This is a genomic window from Demequina rhizosphaerae, assembly GCF_000971255.1.
Classification (GTDB): domain Bacteria; phylum Actinomycetota; class Actinomycetes; order Actinomycetales; family Demequinaceae; genus Demequina; species Demequina rhizosphaerae.
Genome location: NZ_BBMC01000002.1, coordinates 392826 through 406875 on the forward strand (window position 1 = coordinate 392826; position 14050 = coordinate 406875).

Consider the following 14050-nt stretch of genomic DNA (forward strand, 5'->3'; position numbering starts at 1 on the left):
TGCCACACTGGGCGCCATGACAACGGAGTTCCGCATCGAGCACGACACCATGGGCGAGGTCCGGGTCCCCGCCGACGCCCTCTACCGCGCGCAGACCCAGCGCGCCGTCGAGAACTTCCCGATCTCGGGCACCACGCTCGAGCGCCGGCACATCGAGGCGCTCGCCCGCGTGAAGAAGGCCGCGGCCCGCGCGAACGCGGAGCTCGGGGTGCTCGAGCAGGACGTCGCCGACGCGATCGTCGTGGCCGCCGACGCCGTCGCCTCCGGCGCGCACGACGCCCACTTCCCGGTCGACGTCTTCCAGACCGGCTCCGGCACGTCGTCGAACATGAACACCAACGAGGTCATCGCGACGCTGGCGACCCGCGGCCTGGGCCGCGACGTGCACCCCAACGACCACGTCAACGCGTCGCAGTCGTCGAACGACGTGTTCCCCACCTCGGTCCACGTGGCCGCGACCGCGTCGCTCGTGGGCGACCTCATCCCGGCGCTCGAGCACCTCGCGACCTCGCTCGAGGCCAAGGCCGAGGAGTTCGCGGACGTCTTCAAGTCGGGCCGCACGCACCTCATGGACGCGACGCCCGTCACGCTGGGCCAGGAGTTCTCGGGCTACGCCGCCGCAGTCCGCTACGGCGTCGAGCGCCTCATGGTCGCGCTGCCGCGCGTCGCCGAGGTGCCGCTGGGCGGCACCGCCGTCGGCACGGGCATCAACACGCCCGAGGGCTTCCCGCAGCGCGTCATCGCGCTGCTCGCCGAGGACACCGGCCTGCCCATCACCGAGGCCCGCAACCACTTCGAGGCGCAGTCGGCCCGCGACGGCCTGGTCGAGGTCTCCGGAGCGCTGCGCACCATCGCGGTGTCGCTCACCAAGCTCTGCAACGACCTCCGCTGGATGGGCTCGGGCCCCAACACCGGCCTGGGCGAGATCCAGCTGCCCGACCTGCAGCCGGGCTCGTCGATCATGCCGGGCAAGGTCAACCCCGTCGTCCCCGAGGCGGTGCTGATGGTGTGCGCCCGCGTCGTGGGGAACGATGCGACGGTCGCCTGGGCCGGCGCGTCCGGGGCCTTCGAGCTCAACGTGCAGATCCCGGTGATGGCGCTCGGCACGCTCGAGTCGACGCGCCTGCTCGCGAACTCGGTCCGCGTGCTCGCGGACCGCACCGTGGACGGCATCGTCGCCAACGTCGACCGCGCGCGGCGCCTCGCGGAGGCGTCGCCGTCGATCGTGACGCCGCTCAACCGCGTCATCGGCTACGAGAACGCCGCGAAGATCGCGAAGCACTCGGTCAAGGCCGGGCTCACGGTGCGCGAGGCGACCATCGACCTCGGCTTCGTCGAGCGCGGCGAGATCACCGAGGCGCAGCTCGACGAGCTGCTCGACGTGACGACGATGGTGGGCCGCCGCTAGCACCCGTGGGCATCGCCTAGAATCGTCGGGTTCACGATCGCACCGCCGCGGGACGGCGGGCGCGGGAACAGCGTGCTGCCGCCCCGGGTTCCCCTCCCTGGAGGTGTCCTCATGTCACGCACCCGTATCGCCATCCTCGGCGGAGGCTATGTCGGCCTCTACACCGCCCTCACGCTCATGCGGAAGGCCAAGGACAAGGTCGACATCACGGTGATCGACCAGCGCCCGTACATGACGTACGCGCCGTTCCTGCCCGAGGTGGGCGCCGCCTCGATCGCCCCGCGCAACGCCGTCGTGCCGCTGCGCCGCGAGCTCGAGGGCGCGCGCATCCTCCAGGGCAAGATCGGGTCGATCAACCACACCGACCGCAAGGTCGTCGCCACCACGGACCTCGGCGAGGAGCTCGAGGTCGAGTACGACGAGGTCGTCGTCGCGCTCGGCGCCGTCTCGCGCACCCTCCCGATCCCCGGCCTCGCCGACTTCGGCATCGGGTTCAAGTACGTCGAGGAGGCCATCGCGCTGCGCAACCGCGTCCTCGGCCGCATCGCGCGCGCCGCGACCACCGACGACGCCGAGCTCCGCCGCAAGCTGCTCACCTTCGTGTTCGTGGGCGGCGGCTTCGCGGGCGTCGAGGCGTTCTCCGAGACCGAGGACATGGCGAAGGCGTCGCTGCGCTACTACCCCGAGCTGTCGGCCGAGGACTTCAACTTCGTCATGGTCGAGGCCGCGCCGCGCATCCTCCCCGAGATGGGCCCCGAGATGGGCGCCTACACGGTCGCGGAGCTCGAGGAGCGCGGCATGCGCGTCCTGCTCGAGACGCGCCTCGAGAGCTGCGTCGACGGCCACGTCGAGCTGTCCAACGGCGAGACCTTCGAGGCCGACACCGTGGTGTGGACCGCGGGTGTCAAGCCCTCCCCCGTCATCCAGTCCTCGGACCTGCCGCTCGGCCCGCGCGGGCACGTCAACACCGCGGCGACCCTGCAGGTGATCGACGAGCACGGCATCCCGATCGGCGGCGCGTGGGCCGCGGGCGACTGCGCCCAGGTCCCCAACCTCGTCGAGGGCGAGGGCGACTGGTGCGCCCCGTCCGCGCAGCACGCGGTGCGCCAGGCCAAGCACCTGGGCGACAACATCGCGCGCCACCTCGACGGCATCCCGCTCGAGCAGTACAAGCACAAGCACCTCGGCGTGGTGGCCTCGCTCGGCCTCGGCAAGGGCGTGGCGACGACCATGGGCTTCAAGCTGCGCGGCTGGCCGGCGTGGGTGATGCACCGCACGTACCACCTGCTCGCGATCCCGACCTTCAACCGCAAGGCACGCGTGGCGCTCGACTGGACCGCCGCGATGTTCTTCCGCCGCGACCTCGTGTCGATGGGCCGCATCCAGGACCCGCGTCGCGCCTTCGAGGAGGCCGCGCGCGGCTAGCCTTCGCGCCGCGACAGACGACGACGGGCCCCGGGGAGATCCCCGGGGCCCGTCGCTCGTTCCCGCCGGTCGTCCCGGATCCGGCGGGCACGTCCTACGCCGCGGACACCTCGCGGCACAGCTCCTCGACCACGCACGCGGCCTGCGCGTCGCGCGCCGCGGCGTCGAGGGCGTCCGCGTCGAGCACATCCGACGTCACCTGGACCACGCTCACGTCGAGCAGCAGGTCCTCGCGCACGACGGCGTGGGCCTTGTCGGGCCAATCGGAGCGCTCGCGCAGGCACGCGGCGGTCTCCTGCGCGCTCAGGCGGGTCGCGAACAGGCGCGACTCCCCGCACGTGAGCATGCCGGCCTCGTAGATCCCGCCGACGAAGTCGACCGAGTCGACCTGCGGCTCGCATCCGTCGACCCACGCGGCCATGAGGCGGCGGAAGCCGTCGATGCACATCGACCCCGCCGGGTGCTCGCCGATGACGACCGCGGCGCCGTGGGACGTGCCGAGACGGACCTGCGTGTGGGGCGCGGCGGCGGCGATCGCCGCGACGTCGGTGAGGGCCTCGCGGGTGAGGGTCATGGGGCGTCTCCAGGTGGGGCTGGGGCGGTCCGCGACCGCCCGGTGGGTGCCACTGTAGGGGCACCCACGCCATTAACGCAACACGCCCGTTGCGTTATCCCTCGCGACGGTCCGCACGGATATCGGCGTGACACGCCGACGCCGCACCGCCCCACGGAGGGACGATGCGGCGTGTCGGTGCGAGATCCGTGCCCGCTGTCGGGACGCGGGGGTCAGCAGGAGGCGATGGTCGCCTTCGCGGCGCGGCCGAGGCAGCAGTCCGTGGGGCACACGTCCTGCCACGGGCCGAGGTCCGTGAGGGCCTCGCGCTCGCGCGGCGTCCCGCCGGGCGCGACGTGGCGCTCCTCGACGAGGTCGATGAGGCCCGCGACGTACTGCGGGTCGACGCCCACGGTCGGCACGCGCACCGGCACGATGCCGCGCTCCTCGCAGGACTCGACGGCCTCGTTGTCGAGGTCCCAGGCGACCTCCATGTGGTCGGACACGAAGCCGATGGGCGAGATGACGAGGCCCTTGACCGCATCGTCCAGCTTCTCGATGGCGTCGTTGATGTCCGGCTCGAGCCACGGGATCTCGGGCGAGCCCGAGCGCGACTGGAAGACGAGCGACCACGGCACGTCGGGGAACTCGTCCGCGACGCGGTCCATGACGAGCGCCGCGACCGCGCGCTGCTGCGCGACGTACCAGCCGCCGCCGGCGTACCACTCGTTCTCGCCGCCGGTGGGGACCTCCTCGCCCGAGGGCAGCGCCTCGCGCGGGCCCGACACGTCGGCCGCGGCCGTCGGGATCGAGTGCGTCGCGAACATCACGTGGGCGCCCTCGAGGAGGCCCTGCTCGCGGAGCGTCGCGAGGCCGCCGCGCACCGCGTCGACGTTGGGGTTCACGAAACCGGGGTGGTCGAAGTACTGGCGCACCTTGTCGAGCTCGAGCTCGCCCTCGAGGCCGGTCTCCGCCAGCGCGGTCGCGAGGTCCTCACGGTACGCGCGGCACCCCGAGTAGCTCGAGAACGAGGTCGTCACCAGCACGAGCACCTTGCGGTGGCCGTCGGCGTGCAGCTCCTTGAGCGCGTCCGCGAAGTACGGCGCCCAGAAGCGGTTGCCCCAGTAGACGGGCAGGCCCAGGCCGCGCTGCTCGATCTCGGCCTCGAGGGCCGCCTTGAGCTCGCGGTTCTGGTCGTTGATGGGGCTGATGCCGCCGAAGTGGCGGTAGTGGTGGGCGACCTCCTCGAGGCGCTCGTCGGGGATCCCGCGGCCGCGGGTGACGTTGCGCAGGTACGGGATGACGTCGTCCTGACCCTCGGGTCCGCCGAAGCCGGCGAGGAGGATCGCGTCGTAGGTGGTGGCCGGCACCGTGCGGGACGATGCGGCGAGCGGGGGAAGCGTCATGAGGCGAGGACCTCCACGGCCTCGGCGGTCGTCACGCGACGACCGGTGTAGAACGGAAGCTCCTCGCGCACGTGGCGCCGGGCCTCGGTGTAGCGCAGCTCGCGCATCATGTCGACGAGGTCGGTGACCTCGTCGGCCTCCATCGGGAGCAGCCACTCGTAGTCGCCGAGCGCGAAGGCCGCCACGGTGTTCGCGATGACGCCCTTGAACGCGGCGCCCTTGATGCCGTGGTCGCGGAGCATCTGCGAGCGCTCCTCCTCGGGCAGGAGGTACCACTCGTACGAGCGCACGAACGGGTAGACGGTGAGCCAGTCGCGCGGGCGCTCGCCGCGCAGGAAGCCCGGCACGTGACGCTTGTTGAACTCGGCGTCGCGGTGGACGCCGGCGGCGGACCACGTGAGCGTGGTCTCGGCGAGCAGCTCGGTCGCGCGCAGCTCGCGCAGCGCGAGCTGGAGGTCCTCGAGCACGGGGCCGTGCAGCCACAGCATCACGGTGCCGTCGGCGCGCAGGCCGGACACGTCGTAGAGGCCGCGCAGCGTGACGTCGTGGTCGGCCATCTCGGCCACCGCGGCGTCGAAGTGCTCCACGACCTCGGCGAGCTCCTCGTCGGGTGCGTGGAGCATGCCGTCGAGGACGGCGAACAGGGTGAAGCCTGAGGGGTTCTCGGTCATGCGCACCATCTTCCGATGGATTCGGCCCGCATGAGAAATCGCTAGGACCTAGGTCCCGGGCGTCTCGGCGCCCACGATCGCGGCCAGCCCGGACAGCCCGGCGGCCACGCCGACGAGCTCGAGCGCGGGCAACGGCCGCGTGTCGCGGACCCGGGCGGGCGAGGCGTCGGGCCACTCCACCAGGCGGGACGCGCGCACGCGCGAGTCGGGGAGGTCGACGCCGAGCAGCCGGATGGCGTCCGGCAGCGCGTGCGCGAGCAGGTCCTCGCCCGGCTCGCCGAGCGCGTACGAGAGCCTCACGACGTGCCTGCCCCCGGCCGCGTCGCGCAGCCACGGCCACTTCGCGGTCGCGTGCGTGAGCGCCTTCGCGCGCGTGACGCCGCCGATCGCGAGCACGCCGGTGCCGCGGGGGGCCGCGTCGAGCTCGGGGGCGTCGAGCACCAGCGTCGCGAGCGCGACGCGCCTCTCGGAGGGCGGCGTCGGCAGCTCCCGCACCAGACGATGCGCCACCGCCTGGGGCACCGCGAGCACCAGGGTGTCGACGACGAGGGTGCCGCCGCCGGCGCGCACGCGCCAGGACCCGTCGACCCGCTCCACCTCGTCCGCCGCGGTGCCGACCACGAGGCGCACGCCCGCCTCGCGCGCGGAGTCCGCGAGCGCCGCGGTGAGGCGCCACATGCCGCCGCGGATGCCCATGACCGCGGAGCCCGCGGGCGCGAGGCGGCGGCGCCGGCGCGCGAGCTCGAGAAGGCTGCCCGCGTCGCGCAGCTGCTGCGGCAGGCTCGGGTCGATCGCGGCGAGCGGGAGCTCGTCGAGCGGGCGCGAGTACACGCCCTGGAGCACGGGCGCGACGAGGAGGTCGGCGACCGGGTCGCCCAGCCGCGCGCGGACGAGGGACCCGACCGTCGCATCGTCCGGCACCTCGCCCAGCGCGCGCGAGCGCTCGAGCGCGGCGTCCGCCGCGGCGCCCCAGCCGATGACCCGCCGCACGTCGTGCAGCAGCGGCCGGGTGGGGATGCCGAGCCAGCCGGTGGAGGGCAGCGGGTACGCGCGGTCGGGGGCGACCACCCAGGCGGGCGCGCGCGTCGGGGCGACGATGTCGGCGCCGAGCCCCAGCGAGCGGGCGAGGCCCTCGACCGCGGGGGTGCGGGTCGCGAAGGACTCCGCACCGGCGTCGAGCGTGAGCCCGTCGACCTCGACCGGGCTGACCCGGCCGCCCCAGCCGTCGCCGGCCTCGAGCACCGTGACGACGGCGCCGCGGCGCGCGTGGCGGCGCGCGGCGAGCAGACCCGAGACCCCGCCGCCGACGACGAGGACGCGCTCAGCCACGCGTGTGGACGAGGTCGACGATGCGCTGGAGCTGGTCGGGGTCGGTCTCGGGCGGGACGCCGTGGCCGAGGTTGACGACGTGGCCGGGCGCCTCGGCGCCGCGGGCGAGCACGTCGAGGACGTGCGACTCGAGCACGTCCGTGGGGGCGCCCAGGCGTGCCGGGTCGATGTTGCCCTGGAGCGGGTACGCCCCGCCGAGCACGCGCGAGGCCTCGTCGAGCGGCAGCCGGTAGTCGACGCCCATGACCGTGGCGCCGGCGTCCGCCATGGGGCGCAGCAGGTGCGAGCCGTGCGCGGCGAAGTGGATGCGAGGCACCGGGAGGTCCTCGACCGCGGCGAGGGCCGCCGCGGATCCCGGCTGGCAGTGCGCCTCGTAGTCGGCGGCGGCGAGCGAGCCGGCCCACGAGTCGAACAGCTGCACCGCGGAGGCGCCCGCGAGCACCTGGGCGCGGAGGAAGAGGCCCGCCGCGCGCGAGGTCCACGCGGTGAGCGCGTCCCACACCTCGGGCGACTCGACCATGAGGCGGCGCGCGCCCAGGTGGTCGCGCGAGGGGCGGCCCTCCACCATGTAGGCCGCGAGCGTGAACGGCGCGCCCGCGAAGCCGATGAGCGGGGTGCCGCCGAGCCCCTCGACCGTGAGGCGGACCGCCTCGCGGATGGGCTCGAGGCCGAGGTCGAACGCGCCGCCGTCGCCGGCCTCGCCCAGCGCGGGCAGCGCCTCGACGTCCGCCATGGTGCGGATGGGGCGGTCGAACACGGGACCCACGCCGGCCGCGATCTCCACGTCCACGCCGGCCACCTTCATCGGCACGACGATGTCGGAGAAGAAGATGCCGGCGTCGACTCCGTAGCGGCGCACGGGCTGCAGAGTGATCTCGGCCGCGAGCGCGGGCGTGAGGCAGGACTCGAGCATCGTGGTGCCGCGGCGCGCCTCGAGGTACTCGGGCAGCGAGCGGCCCGCCTGGCGCATGAACCACACGGGACGATGCGACGGGCGCTCACCCCTCAGCGCGGCGAGGAGCGGGGCGTCGGCGACGCGGCCGTCGACGAGGGGATGGGTGTCGGGCAGGGAAGGCACGCCCTCAATTCTGCCCTCTCACGCGCGCGTGTCAGAATTGAGGGCGTGTCTCTGATGTCCCTTGTCGCCTCGCACCGCAATCGTGACCTCGCCGTGCTCGAGCAGCTCCAGGTCGGCGCCGACGCGCTGGCCGCCGAGCTGATCGCCGCCGGCGGCTCCGTGACGGGAGCCGTCGTGCTCCCCACGTGCAACCGCTTCGAGGTGTACGTCGAGACCGACGACCCGGCCGCGGCCCGCCGCGAGGTCGTCGACGCGATCGCGCGCGCGAGCTCGCTCGAGCCGTCCACCATCGAGGGCGCGATGTCGCCATACGAGGACGACGACGCGATCCATCACCTCCTGTCCGTCACCTCGGGCCTCGAGTCGATGGTCGTGGGCGAGCGCGAGATCAGCGGCCAGGTGCGCCGCGCCCACCTCGAGGCGCAGCGCCGGCACCAGCTCACGCCGCGCCTCGACCGCCTCTTCCAGTCCGCGCTGCGCACGTCGCGCGTGGTCGCCTCGTCCACCGGCCTGGGCACCTCCGGCCGCTCGGTCGTGTCGGTCGCGCTCGACCTCGCGGACGAGAGCGTCCGCTGGGACGGCGCGCGCGTGCTCATCATCGGCACCGGCGCGCTCGCCGAGACCGCGGTGGGCACGCTGCACGGCCGCGGCGCGAACGTCGACGCCGTCTTCTCGCCCTCGGGCCGCGCGCAGGAGTTCGCGCTGCGCCACGGGATCGACGCGGTCGAGCTCGACGGCCTCGAACTCGCGGTCCGCGAGGCGGACGTGGTGTTCGCATGCTCGGGCGGCGAGTCCGTGGTGCTCACGCCCGCGCTCGTCGCGTCGGCGCGCCACGGCCTCGAGGACCCGGTCACCCTCATCGACCTCGCGCTGCACCGCGACATCGCCCCGGGCGTCGGCGACCTCCGCGGCGTCACGGTCATCGGCCTCGACGACGTGGGCGCGCACGCTCCCGGCGAGTCCATCGGCGCGATCGACGCGGCCCGCTCGATCGTGGCCCACGCCGTCGCGCGCTTCGGCGACGGCGAGAACGCCCGCTCGCTCGACCCGGCCGTCGTCGCGCTCCGCGAGCATGTCTTCGGGCTGCTCGAGCGCGAGGTGGCCCGCATCCGCCCCGCCGCGGGCGCGCCGCAGGACGCGATCGACCGGGCGGACGACGTGGAGCAGGCGCTGCGCCGCTTCGCCAAGACGCTCCTCCACACCCCGACCGTGCGGGCGCGCGAGCACGCGCAGGCCGGCGAGGCCACGCAGTACCTCGAGGCCATCCGCGCGCTCTACGGCATCGATGTCGCGGTGCCCGACGACGCGTGCCCTGCGCCCGAGATCGACGCGGAGGCCGGTCCGCACGAGTGATCGCGGCGCGCATTTAGCGCACAGCCGCGTTTCCAAATACCCCTCGGATGGGCTAGGTTAGGCAGGCCTTACCCACGCGCCCCGACGCGCGGCCCACCGACCCCGAGGAGTGCGATGCGCAAGCGTGCCGTCGTCGCGGTCCTGTGCCTCGTCGCGCTCGTCGGGGCCGTCGCGCTGTCGCTCGCGGTCGGCGCGAAGCAGATCGACCTCGGCACCATCTGGAACTCCCTGGCGGCGTACGACCCCGAGGACCCGCTCCAGCGGATCGTCCGCGAGTCGCGCTGGTCGCGCACGCTCATCGGCATCCTCGCCGGCTCCGCGCTCGGCGTCGCGGGCGCACTCATGCAGTCGCTCACGCGCAACCCGTTCGCGGATCCCGGCCTGCTCGGCATCAACGCGGGCGCCTCGCTCGCCGTCGTGCTCGGGCTCACCACCGGCCTCGCGACGGGCTTCGCGACCCAGGTGCCGCTCGCGTTCGTGGGCGCGGGCCTCGCCGCGGTCCTCGTGTACGCGATCGGCGCGCGCGGCGCCGCGGCCGGCGCACCCGTGCGCCTCGCCCTCGCGGGCGTCGCGCTCACGGCGCTCATCAGCTCCGTCACCTACGCGGTCCTCATGGTCGACGACGCCACGCTCGACCAGTACCGGCTCTGGGTCGCTGGCTCCCTCACCGGCCGCCAGTCCGAGGACGTCACCGCGCTCGTGCCCCTCGTCGTGATCGCGATCGCGGCCGCGCTCGTCGCGTCGCGCCAGCTCGAGGCCGTCGCGCTCGGCGAGGACGCCGCACGCGCGCTCGGCGTCCGCATCGGCGCGATCCGCACCGTCATCATCGTCCTCGTCACGCTGCTCGCGGCCGCCGCCACCGCCGCGGCCGGCCCCATCGTGTTCGTCGGCCTCGCGGTGCCGCACCTCGCGCGCGCGCTCGTGGGTGCCTCGCTGCCGTGGCTCGTCGTGGTGAGCGCGCTCGGCGGCGCCGCTCTGGTGCTCGTGTGCGACGTGATCGGCCGCGTCATCGCGCCCCCGGGCGAGATCGGCGTCGGCATCACCACCGCCTTCATCGGCGGCCTCATCTTCGCGCTCATGTCGCGGCGCATGAAGGTGGTGGAGCTGTGAGGATCCTCCGCATCGGCCCGCTGGGCATCACCACGCACCGCCGCACCTTCGCCGTGGGCCTCGCCCTGCTCGCCGCGCTCGCCGCGCTGTTCGTGTTCGCGCTCATGCAGGGCCAGTCCGGCATCTCCGTGCTCGACTCGCTCAAGGCCGTCGTCGGCATCCCCGTGGGAGCCCCGGCGGACTTCATCGTCGGCCAGGTGCGCGCGCCGCGCGCCCTCACGGCGGTGCTCGTGGGCGCCATGCTCGGCGTCTCGGGCGCGGTGCTCCAGTCGCTCACCCGCAACCCGCTCGCGTCGCCCGACTTCATCGGCATCAGCATGGGCGCCGGCACGGGTGCGGTGCTCACGATCTGGCTCGTGAGCGCGACCTCGCTGTGGATCACGGCTGCCGGCGCGGTCGTCGGCGCGCTCACCACCGCGGCCCTCATCCTCGCGCTGTCGTGGCGCCGCGGCATCGTCCCGCTGCGCCTCATCCTCGCGGGCATCGGCATGGGCTTCGTCGTCCAGGCCATCACGCAGTACGCGCTCACCCGCATGGACGTGCACGACGCCGGCAACGCGCTCGGCTGGCTCGTCGGCTCGGTGACCGGGCGCACGTGGACGCACGTCACCGTCGCGGTCACGGTGCTCGCGGTCCTGCTGCCGGTGATCCTGTGGCACGCGCGGTCGTTGCGCACCCTCGAGATGGGGGACGATGCGGCGCGCGCGCTGGGCATCCCCGTGGGCGTCGCGCGCTCGGTGCTCGCGGTGTGCTCGGTGCTGCTCGCGGCGGGCGCCGTCGCCGTGACGGGACCCATCGGCTTCATCGCCCTCGTAGCGCCGGCGCTCGCGCTGCGCGCCACCCGCAGCGCCGGCGTCACGCTCCTGCCGTCCGCGCTCATGGGCGCGCTGCTGCTGCTCGCCGCGGACCAGCTGTCGCAGCTGATGCCCGCCACCCTTCAGTTCCCCGTCGGCGTCTTCACCGCCGCCGTGGGCGCGCCGTACCTGCTGTGGCTCGTGTGGCGCGCGTCCCGAGGAGGTCCGTCATGACCAGGCTCCAGACCCAGCATGCCGTCATCGGCTACGGCGGCACGCCCATCGTCCGCGGCGTCGACGTCGACATCCCGGACGGCAGGATCACGGCGATCGTCGGCCCCAACGGCTGCGGCAAGTCCACGCTCCTGCGCGCGCTCGTCCGCCTGCTCACCCCCACCTCGGGCACCGTCCTGCTCGACGGCGAGGACATCCACCGGGTCCCCACCCGCGAGGTCGCGCGACGGGTGGGCCTCCTCCCCCAGTCCCCCATCGCCCCCGCCGGCATCACCGTCAAGGAGCTCGTCGCGCGCGGCCGCACCCCGCACCAGAAGGTGCTGCGCCCGTGGAGCGCGGCGGACGAGACCGCGGTGATGTCCGCGCTGCACTCGACCGCGCTCACCGACATCCAGGACGCGGTGGTCGACGAGCTGTCCGGCGGCCAGCGCCAGCGCGCGTGGATCGCCATGACGCTCGCGCAGGACACGCCCCTGATGATCCTCGACGAGCCCACCACCTACCTCGACATCGCGCACCAGTACGACGTCATGGACCTCCTCCACCGGCTCAACACGCGCCAGGAGCGCACCATCGTCATGGTCGTCCACGACCTCCACCAGGCCGCGCGCTACGCGCACCACGTCATCGCGATGCGCGACGGCGAGGTCGCCGCGGCCGGCGCCCCGGGCGACGTCTTCACCGAGGAGCTCATCCGCGACGTCTTCTCCCTCGAGGCGCGGGTCCTCGCCGACCCCGTCACGGGCACCCCGATGGTGGTGCCCGCGCACGGACCCGGAGGCGCGCGATGACCGCGCCCCGCGCCGCCCACCCCAGCCGTCCCACCGGGCCGCACCGCGACGCGCGGTCGGCCGCCCCCCACGTTCATCCCCACGAAAGGACCAGCATGTTCACCACCACCACGAAGCGCCGCGCCGGCGCGATCGGCATGGCCGCGGCCGCGGCGCTCGCCCTCACCGCGTGCGCGTCGGGCACCTCCGAGGAGACCGAGGCGGACGCGTCCGCGACCCCCGCCGCCGAGGAGACCTCGACGGCCTTCCCGGTCACGCTCGACACCGCGATGGGCGAGGTCACCGTCGAGTCCGAGCCCCAGCGCGTCGTCACGCTCGGCTCGCACGAGCACGAGTACCTCTACGCGCTCGGCGTCGCCCCCGTCGCCGTGCCCGTGAGCTGGCAGGGCTACGACAACGGCACCGGCCCGTGGGCCGAGGAGGACCGCGTCGCGGCCGGCGCGGAGCCCGAGCTCTTCGAGCCCGGCACCACGACCTACGACGCCGAGCTCATCGCCTCGTTCGAGCCCGACCTCATCGTCGCCACCTACCCCAACCACACCATGACCCAGGAGGAGTACGACCTCCTCTCGGGCATCGCGCCCGTGGTGACCCGCCCGGCCACCGGCTCCGACGGCGTCGAGACCGTCGAGTGGGGCGTCACCCTCGCCGACGAGCTCACGCTCCTCGCCGAGGCCACCGGCACCACCGACGAGGCCGAGGCCATCATCGAGGAGATCGACGCGGCCTTCGCCGAGGTCCGCGACGCGCACCCCGAGTGGGACGGCAAGACCTCGCAGGTCGGCGGCTTCTACGAGGGCCAGGCCTTCGTCTACGCCGCGTCGGACACCCGCAACCAGTTCCTCGCGAACGTGGGCCTCGACGTCGCCTCGATCGAGGGCACCGACTCCGCGTGGATGCAGATCAGCGCCGAGCAGCTCGACGTGCTGACCGACCTCGACTCGATCGTGTGGCAGGTCGCGACCACGCCCGACGCGCGGGACGAGCTCCAGGCGCTGCCGCTGTACGACTCGCTGGGCCTCACCGACAAGGGCGGCAGCATCTGGCTGAGCGACCCGGTCCTCGAGGGCGCGTTCTTCGCCAACTCCCCCTCGTCGATCATGTACGCGATCGACGCCTTCGTGCCGATGCTCGAGCAGGCGCTCGACGGCGACCCGGCCACCGAGGTCGTGGAGTTCTCCTCCGAGGGCTGACCCCTCGCGCAGGCTCCGAGGCCCCGCTCACCGCGCAGGTGGGCGGGGCCTCGTCGCGTCCGCGCGCGGCGCGAGCCCGCGCATCGTCCACGCGAACACGCTCATCCACCCCAGTGCGAGCCACATCCCCAGCCGTTGGAGAAGCCCGTCCGCCTCCGGCAGCAGCCCGGCCGCGACCACGGGACCCGAGGCGAGGCTCGCGAGCCCGATCCCGAACGACCAGCCCGCCCACCGCCGACGCAGCCGCCCGTCCACCGCCGCGACCCGCGCCGTCACCATCGCCGCCGCGGGCAGGCCGATCGCGCCCGGCGCGCTGAACCAGCCGTGCAGCCGGCCCGTGACGGTCGTGTCCACGCATCCCGCGTCGCACGGCAGGAACCCGACCACCACCATCCCCGCCCCCGCCACCACGATCAGCGCGACCGCGACCGTCGCCGCCGCCCCGGCGAACGTCGCACGGTACGCCGCCGCGAACGCGAGGATCCCGAGCCCGAGCACGACGAAGCCGCCGAGGTTCATCGCCCAGCGCACGGGCGAGTCGACCGCGCCCAGCTCGCTCTGCGTGTCCCGGACCGGGTCGTAGCCGTCCCACGCGGCGCCGAGCGCGAGGGTCAGCGCGACGAACGCCACCGGCGCCGCGGCCGCGACCGCGGCGAGCCCGCGCCTCGCGCCCTCGTCCATCCTCCCAGTGTGTCCCGGACGCGA

Annotated in this window: 13 protein-coding genes; 7 read left to right on the plus strand and 6 right to left on the minus strand. The window is 74.0% G+C overall.

Annotated features, from left to right (window positions below):
- The first annotated feature begins 16 nt into the window (after positions 1-16).
- On the plus strand, positions 17-1408 hold the full coding sequence (locus AOM07_RS01980; protein ID WP_062310880.1) for a class II fumarate hydratase: 1392 nt from the start codon (positions 17-19) through the stop codon (positions 1406-1408).
- 111 nt (positions 1409-1519) lie between these two features.
- Positions 1520-2833 (plus strand): NAD(P)/FAD-dependent oxidoreductase, encoded by a 1314-nt coding sequence (locus tag AOM07_RS01985; RefSeq protein WP_062310882.1) that lies wholly within the window; start codon positions 1520-1522, stop codon positions 2831-2833.
- 94 nt (positions 2834-2927) lie between these two features.
- Here AOM07_RS01985 and AOM07_RS01990 read toward each other — a convergent pair whose 3' ends face one another.
- From AOM07_RS01990 to hemE, 5 genes are all read right to left on the minus strand, one after another.
- A complete protein-coding gene (locus AOM07_RS01990; RefSeq protein ID WP_062310884.1) occupies positions 2928-3407 on the minus strand; it encodes a hypothetical protein in 480 nt (159 codons plus the stop codon).
- Between the two features lie 212 nt (positions 3408-3619).
- On the minus strand, positions 3620-4792 hold the full coding sequence (locus tag AOM07_RS01995; protein ID WP_062310886.1) for a ferrochelatase: 1173 nt from the start codon (positions 4790-4792) through the stop codon (positions 3620-3622).
- A complete protein-coding gene (gene hemQ / locus AOM07_RS02000) occupies positions 4789-5463 on the minus strand; it encodes a hydrogen peroxide-dependent heme synthase (RefSeq protein ID WP_156165280.1) in 675 nt (224 codons plus the stop codon). Before hemQ ends, AOM07_RS01995 begins: the two co-directional genes overlap by 4 nt.
- A gap of 48 nt (positions 5464-5511) precedes the next feature.
- Positions 5512-6792 carry a protoporphyrinogen/coproporphyrinogen oxidase gene (locus AOM07_RS02005; RefSeq protein ID WP_062310890.1) on the minus strand — a complete coding sequence of 427 codons (1281 nt, stop codon included), beginning with the start codon at positions 6790-6792 and terminating at the stop codon, positions 5512-5514.
- Positions 6785-7870: a uroporphyrinogen decarboxylase gene (gene hemE / locus AOM07_RS02010; RefSeq protein ID WP_228374349.1), complete on the minus strand. Its 1086-nt coding sequence runs from the start codon at positions 7868-7870 to the stop codon at positions 6785-6787. Before hemE ends, AOM07_RS02005 begins: the two co-directional genes overlap by 8 nt.
- A gap of 54 nt (positions 7871-7924) precedes the next feature.
- Between hemE and AOM07_RS02015 the strand changes: the two genes are divergently transcribed.
- The 5 genes from AOM07_RS02015 to AOM07_RS02035 all read left to right on the plus strand — a co-directional run bounded on the left by AOM07_RS02015 (position 7925) and on the right by AOM07_RS02035 (position 13345).
- Positions 7925-9223: a glutamyl-tRNA reductase gene (locus AOM07_RS02015; RefSeq protein WP_228374368.1), complete on the plus strand. Its 1299-nt coding sequence runs from the start codon at positions 7925-7927 to the stop codon at positions 9221-9223.
- A 114-nt stretch (positions 9224-9337) separates the two neighbouring features.
- On the plus strand, positions 9338-10333 hold the full coding sequence (locus AOM07_RS02020) for a FecCD family ABC transporter permease (protein WP_062310896.1): 996 nt from the start codon (positions 9338-9340) through the stop codon (positions 10331-10333).
- Positions 10330-11361 carry a FecCD family ABC transporter permease gene (locus AOM07_RS02025; protein WP_062310898.1) on the plus strand — a complete coding sequence of 344 codons (1032 nt, stop codon included), beginning with the start codon at positions 10330-10332 and terminating at the stop codon, positions 11359-11361. Before AOM07_RS02020 ends, AOM07_RS02025 begins: the two co-directional genes overlap by 4 nt.
- Complete coding sequence (locus AOM07_RS02030) at positions 11358-12152, plus strand: ABC transporter ATP-binding protein (protein WP_062310900.1); 795 nt, start codon at positions 11358-11360, stop codon at positions 12150-12152. The genes AOM07_RS02025 and AOM07_RS02030 overlap by 4 nt, the downstream gene beginning before the upstream one ends.
- Positions 12153-12247: 95 nt before the next feature.
- Entirely contained in the window at positions 12248-13345 is a 1098-nt protein-coding gene (locus AOM07_RS02035) for an ABC transporter substrate-binding protein (RefSeq protein WP_062310902.1), read from the plus strand.
- Between the two features lie 27 nt (positions 13346-13372).
- Here AOM07_RS02035 and AOM07_RS02040 read toward each other — a convergent pair whose 3' ends face one another.
- Positions 13373-14026: a DUF998 domain-containing protein gene (locus AOM07_RS02040; RefSeq protein ID WP_062310904.1), complete on the minus strand. Its 654-nt coding sequence runs from the start codon at positions 14024-14026 to the stop codon at positions 13373-13375.
- Positions 14027-14050: the final 24 nt, after the last annotated feature.

What these genes read in the sequence shown, in the direction of transcription:
- AOM07_RS01980 (WP_062310880.1), top strand. Translation starts at nt 17, where the DNA reads ATGACAACGGAGTTCCGCATCGAGCACGACACCATGGGCGAGGTCCGG.
- AOM07_RS01985 (WP_062310882.1), top strand. Translation starts at nt 1,520, where the DNA reads ATGTCACGCACCCGTATCGCCATCCTCGGCGGAGGCTATGTCGGCCTC.
- AOM07_RS01990 (WP_062310884.1), bottom strand. Translation starts at nt 3,407, where the DNA reads ATGACCCTCACCCGCGAGGCCCTCACCGACGTCGCGGCGATCGCCGCC.
- AOM07_RS01995 (WP_062310886.1), bottom strand. Translation starts at nt 4,792, where the DNA reads ATGACGCTTCCCCCGCTCGCCGCATCGTCCCGCACGGTGCCGGCCACC.
- hemQ (WP_156165280.1), bottom strand. Translation starts at nt 5,463, where the DNA reads ATGACCGAGAACCCCTCAGGCTTCACCCTGTTCGCCGTCCTCGACGGC.
- AOM07_RS02015 (WP_228374368.1), top strand. Translation starts at nt 7,925, where the DNA reads ATGTCCCTTGTCGCCTCGCACCGCAATCGTGACCTCGCCGTGCTCGAG.
- AOM07_RS02020 (WP_062310896.1), top strand. Translation starts at nt 9,338, where the DNA reads ATGCGCAAGCGTGCCGTCGTCGCGGTCCTGTGCCTCGTCGCGCTCGTC.
- AOM07_RS02030 (WP_062310900.1), top strand. Translation starts at nt 11,358, where the DNA reads ATGACCAGGCTCCAGACCCAGCATGCCGTCATCGGCTACGGCGGCACG.
- AOM07_RS02035 (WP_062310902.1), top strand. Translation starts at nt 12,248, where the DNA reads ATGTTCACCACCACCACGAAGCGCCGCGCCGGCGCGATCGGCATGGCC.
- AOM07_RS02040 (WP_062310904.1), bottom strand. Translation starts at nt 14,026, where the DNA reads ATGGACGAGGGCGCGAGGCGCGGGCTCGCCGCGGTCGCGGCCGCGGCG.